This is a genomic window from Mesorhizobium sp. M4A.F.Ca.ET.020.02.1.1, from assembly GCF_004022645.1.
GTDB lineage: Bacteria > Pseudomonadota > Alphaproteobacteria > Rhizobiales > Rhizobiaceae > Mesorhizobium.
On the sequence record NZ_RZOI01000455.1, the window covers coordinates 1 to 5,068 of the forward strand.

Sequence of the window (5,068 nt, forward strand, 5' to 3'; positions counted from 1 at the left end):
CGCTGAAGGTGCTCCGTGACCGCGGCGGCCGCCTCCTGCCCCTCCCTTGCGGCCCGGTGCGCGGCGGCGTGCCTTCTGATCACCACTTCCTTTGCGCGTTCTTCACGGCGGTGTCTGAGGTCGCGCAATCGAGCGATCATGTCACGCTCCTTCATCAGCGATCTCCCGCATGCGTTGGCGTGTCTTCTCGATGCTCTCGTGTGTGGCGGACGCCTGTCGCAGGAAGGCGTTGATGGCGTCGATCTTCGCCACAGCCTCATCCGCCACCGCATCGCCGCCCTTTTCATACTCGCCGACGCGCAGGAGAAGTTCGATATCGGCGTAGCGGGCAAGCAGCTCGCGCAGGCGGCTGGCGTCGGCCCGATGCACCGGGGGCACGACGGCATCCATCAGACGGCTTCGGCTGCGCAGGACGTCGATGGCGGGGAAATGGTTGCGCTGCGCAAGTTCGTTCGACAGGAAGACGTGGCCATCTAGAAGCGCCTGGATTTCCTCGGCGACCGGATCCAGCGTGCCGTCGCCTTCCAGGAGAACGCTGTAAAGGCTGGTGATGGACCCCACGCGACCAGGGCCCGAGCGCTCGAGCAGCCGCGGCAGGACGGCAAACAGCGAAGACGGAAAACCGCGACGCGTCGGTGGCTCGCCCGAGGCCAGGCCGATCTCGCGCTGGGCACGGGCAAATCTCGTAATGTTGTCCATCGCAAGCAGCACATGCTTGCCCTGGTCGCGAAAATATTCCGCAATGCTAGTCGCCACATAGGCCGCCTTGACGCGCTCGATGGCGGGCCGGTCGGATGTCGCGACGACGACGATTGCCCGCTGCCGCCCTTCCGGTCCAAGCTGATGCTCTAGGAATTCGCGAACCTCGCGTCCACGTTCGCCGACAAGGGCGACCACGGCGACATCGGCATCGGTGCCGCTGACGATGTCGGAAAGCAGGATCGACTTGCCGACACCGGGCTCGCCGAAAATGCCGACGCGCTGTCCGCGCGCGCAAGTGAGCAACCCATCGAGAGCGCGGATTCCAAGCTGGATCGGCTCGGAAATCAAACTGCGCTCGAGCGGAGATGGCGGATAGGCATTGACCGGATAGCTGCCGACAATGCCATCCGGCGAGAGCGGCTCGCCGTCCAATGGCTCGCCGAGCGCGCTGATCACCCGACCCAAGAGGCCAGGACCGACGGGCACCAACTGCTCCTTTCCGGTCGCAACGACCTCCGTCAGGCTTGAAAGACCGGTCAGGTCGCCAAGCGGAACGAGGATCGCCATCTCGTCCATCAGGCCGACGACTTCCGCCTTGGTCGTCCTGCCGGTTCTGGGGTCTACCAATTCACATATCTCGCCGATCCGGGCCTCCTCCACGGTCGCGTGGATGACCGTGCCGGTAACCCGCCGCACGCGCCCTCGCCTCGGCCGGCTGGCATCGTCGCGCAGGCCGGAACGCAGGCCGGGGATGATGGACGCCAGGCGATTTTCGATTTCGGCAGCGTGCGCCGTCATGGAACCTCCGCCTTTGACCCTATCGCGGCCGCTATGGCATTGAGCTGCGCGTCGATGCTGGCATCGACGACGGCAAAGTCGGTCGAAACGATGCAGGCGCCGGCCGCCAGCGCATCATCCGCGTCGATCTCGACGGTCATGCCCAGATCGCTCTCGCGCAAGACCGCGTCCAGCTCATCGCGAACCCTGTCGACGGAAGCGGGATGAACCCGGACTTTCAGATATTTGGCGCGGCGTATTTCGGAAACCGCGTGCCTCGCGGCCTTGGCGACAAGCGTGCCGACGTCGAACTCGCCCAGCATTCGCCTGACGATTTCGATGGCCAGACCGATGACTTCCGCCTGCAGTCCGCCAAGATAGCGATCCACCTTGACCGCTGTTTCGCCTATCAGCCGCGTGGCGTCCGCATCGCCCTGCGCCTTGCCGTCCTCATAGCCCTGCGCATATTCGGCCGCGTAGGCTCGGCGAGCGGCCTCACGCAACTGCTGGGCATCGCGCCTCGCCTCGTCGAGAAAGGCGTGCCCATCCTGCCAGGCGCGCGCCTCAGCGGCGCGCAGGATGCGGGCATAAGGGCGCCCTGGCATGTCATTGGTCGCTGTTCCCGGTTCGACCATTACGCTAGCCCATCGCTCGTCGGACAATCGCCGGACCGGCTTCGGCAAACGGCTCAGTCGTCTGATCGACAAGCTCGTGCGGCATCAGCTTGAGACGAACTCGCATGCTCGTCCCGCCCGGCATCGCCTGACACCACGCGCCAAGGCAACTCAGGCCGTCGGCATAGACGCGACGGTGAATATCCTCCAAGGGCTGCAAAGGCTGCAGCGGACCGGCCAGGTCGCGGTTGGCGACCGCGAACGTGCAGAGATCCGCACCGAGTGCCACCTGCAACGCATCGGCCTCGCGTCCGTCAATGACAGCGGCCAGATTTCCGGCCCAGTAGATCGCGCCCGAGCGAAGCACGAGTTCCTCCAACTCCTCCCCCGATGACAAGGCGATTGCCCGATCCACCGCGTCGGCCGGTTCATCGACCGCGCAAGAGAGCCGATAGCGCTCGAGCAGCAAATTCGACAAGCGCTGCTGCAGGCGTTGTGTCCGCAGCATGCGCTCGCAAGCGGCCTCGCTGATCGTGCCGTCAAAGCAGTCCGCCAGCCGAGCCGCATCCGCATAGGATGCGGGGTTGGACATGAATGCCTGCCATTCCGGGCTGGCGGTTTGCTGCGAGCCAGTCCGGGTCATGTCTTCTTCACCGGCAGAGCGGTCGCGTCGAGCGCGTAGACATCCGAACGTCGATACCATTGGAGGTAAGCCAGCCGAGCAGCCAGCGCGAGTATGGCGGCCGCCATGCCGTAAAACAGCCACATGGCGGCGGCGACGCTGTCCGGATGCAGCCAAAGTCCGAGGAATGTCGTGAAGCCTGCTTCGCCGGTTTGTTGTTCGGGGGCCGTTGCGGTCACCGGAATGAGCGTGACCGAGACATTGTCATAGGTCAGTCCGGCGATGCCCTTGGCTACCAGCATCTTGACCTGCGGGATCAGCTCATTCATCGGAACCGATGCGCGATGCCGGATGAAGACGGAGGCGGACGACGGCACCAACTGCTGTCTCAGCGGATCGTTTTCGGGCAGGACGAGATGAACGCGCGCCGAAAGCACGCCGTCGATGTCCGAAATCGTCTGCGAAAGTTCCTGGCTCAGGCCGTAGATCATCGTCGCCCGCTCCTCTACCGGCGAGGACACCAGTCCGTCTCTCTTGAACACCTCGCCGAGCGTCTGGAATTCCTGCTTGGGCAACCCGCTTTCATCGAGGATTGCCATGGCTTCGGCGAAACGGTCCTTCTGCACGGAGACCGTCATCTTGCCGTCCTTGCCGGCCTCGCGCTGGGCCGGAATCCCGTGACGCATCAGCGTGGCGACGATCTCGTTGGCCTGCCGCTGGTTGAGGTTGGAATAGAGCTCCACCGAGCACGCCTGCAGCACAAGCATACCCGTGACAACGAGCGCGACACGGCACCAGGCGCCGCACCGATTCAAAAACGTTGATCGCTGCGGCAAGGACAGGGTGGGCACGAACACTCCGTAGCGCTTACTGTTGCTTGATCAGCGTGCTGGTGGACGACGTGACCGCGGTCACGCTGCTCGTCACCACCTCGAGATTGGCGGCTGCCCACATCACCGAAATCGATCGCTCGAGCAGTTGCTCGGCATTCTTTGCAGGCGCGTTTTCGCCTTCCTTGCCCGATGGCGCCGCCTTGCCGGCGCCTTCGGGCACCGAGGCTGCTTCGGCGTTCACGGGGGCGTTCGCCTGGCCAAGGGCTTTCTGGACCTGCTGCATGGTTCCTTCAAGCGACCGAACGGCTGACCCGAAGAGTGCCGAGGGATCGGTGAGCGCCCCACCCCCTGCCTTCTCCGCCTCGGCCAGATAGTCGAAGAGTTGGCGTTCGACGATCGGTTCGGTCCGTTCCGCTTTGGCGGATTGTCCGGCCATTGCCGGATTGGCGCCGGACGATGCCTGCGCCACCTGCTGACCGGCCCGCGTAGCGACATCGCCGCGCTCGGGCGTGCTGGCCTTTGCGACATCGTGCTTTTCCTGCTTGGCGCCTACCATCCGGTTACCCGGCTCCGCTGCCGCGCCGGCGGTGATCTGCTGTTGCGAGCTTATACTGGTGGTCAAATTTGCCAGCGTTGCTTCCAGGGCTCCAATCGGCGCGATCTGCATGAACCTGGCCTCCTGTTTCAGTTTGGACTGACGGGCACATTCTGTGTCTCCGCCAGCTTGCCGCCGCGGAAAACGCGGATCGAAACGACTTTGCCGGGCTCCTGCTTCGTGCTCGATGCGGGAACGCCAAGTGTCTTTCGGACGAGTTCCACATAGGACGGCGGCCCAGACACCGAGACGACATCGTCTTGCCTGGAAACCTTGATCGGAAACCTCGGATCGATGACGCCCAGGCGCTGCAGCCGATCTTCCGCGCCGGCAGCCGTGTCGGCATTGAGCGGGATCATCTCCGTCTGGACTTCAGCCTCGGTCGCGACGTTCATGACGATGCCGTCGAAATGCCAGACCAGCCCGTACCGACTGCAGATCTCTTCCAGGAATTCGCGGGCCGTTCCAACCGGCATGCCGGCGCTCAGGCGCCCCTTCACAAGCTTGCTGACACGCATTGGCACGCGCATGTTGCGGCCAAGCTCGACCAGCGCGTCCGTCACCGACTGATCGACCGTGATGTATTTGTAAGGACCGGCAGGCCAGCGTGGCTCGGCGGCATTTGCCCACGAGGAAGCAAGGCCAAGCATCAGGATCATCGCAAGGCCGCCCGCGAAGACAGCCTTGGTTCCCGACGACCAGTCCGCATGGCAGGTACCGCGTCCCGTCAACATAGGTCCTATCGCAAAGGGACGCGAAGTGATGGCCCGCGTCGCCTGTCTCGTGGTTTACCCGCCAATTCACTTGTATCGTGCGCACTGCAAAATTGGAAGTCCAATTGGATTTCTATTGCGCATTTGGTTCCAAATGTTGCGAACGGTGCGCAAAGCGATATGGTGCGCGCTGGAATCAGACATCACCGGTT

Annotated in this window: 6 protein-coding genes; all 6 read right to left on the bottom strand. The window is 63.7% G+C overall.

From position 1 onward, the window contains the following. Nucleotides 1-141: 141 nt before the first annotated feature. From EN742_RS23920 to EN742_RS23945, 6 genes are read right to left on the bottom strand one after another with little or no spacing between them, the layout of a single operon-like run. Nucleotides 142-1,500 (bottom strand): FliI/YscN family ATPase, encoded by a 1,359-nt coding sequence (locus EN742_RS23920; protein WP_127405058.1) that lies wholly within the window; start codon nucleotides 1,498-1,500, stop codon nucleotides 142-144. Next, nucleotides 1,497-2,114, bottom strand: a complete 618-nt coding sequence (gene sctL / locus EN742_RS23925; protein WP_126056226.1) for a type III secretion system stator protein SctL — start codon at nucleotides 2,112-2,114, stop codon at nucleotides 1,497-1,499. Before sctL ends, EN742_RS23920 begins: the two co-directional genes overlap by 4 nt. 4 nt (nucleotides 2,115-2,118) lie before the next feature. Next, nucleotides 2,119-2,736 (bottom strand): SctK family type III secretion system sorting platform protein, encoded by a 618-nt coding sequence (locus EN742_RS23930; RefSeq protein ID WP_126056227.1) that lies wholly within the window; start codon nucleotides 2,734-2,736, stop codon nucleotides 2,119-2,121. Continuing rightward, complete coding sequence (gene sctJ / locus EN742_RS23935) at nucleotides 2,733-3,566, bottom strand: type III secretion inner membrane ring lipoprotein SctJ (protein WP_281033504.1); 834 nt, start codon at nucleotides 3,564-3,566, stop codon at nucleotides 2,733-2,735. Before sctJ ends, EN742_RS23930 begins: the two co-directional genes overlap by 4 nt. A gap of 16 nt (nucleotides 3,567-3,582) precedes the next feature. Further along, nucleotides 3,583-4,215, bottom strand: coding sequence for a hypothetical protein (locus EN742_RS23940; protein WP_127405060.1), 633 nt, complete (start codon nucleotides 4,213-4,215; stop codon nucleotides 3,583-3,585). Between the two features lie 17 nt (nucleotides 4,216-4,232). After that, the gene (locus EN742_RS23945) at nucleotides 4,233-4,877 is read right to left on the bottom strand and encodes a type III secretion protein (RefSeq protein WP_245482227.1); all 645 of its coding nucleotides are present in this window, start codon (nucleotides 4,875-4,877) and stop codon (nucleotides 4,233-4,235) included. Nucleotides 4,878-5,068: the final 191 nt, after the last annotated feature.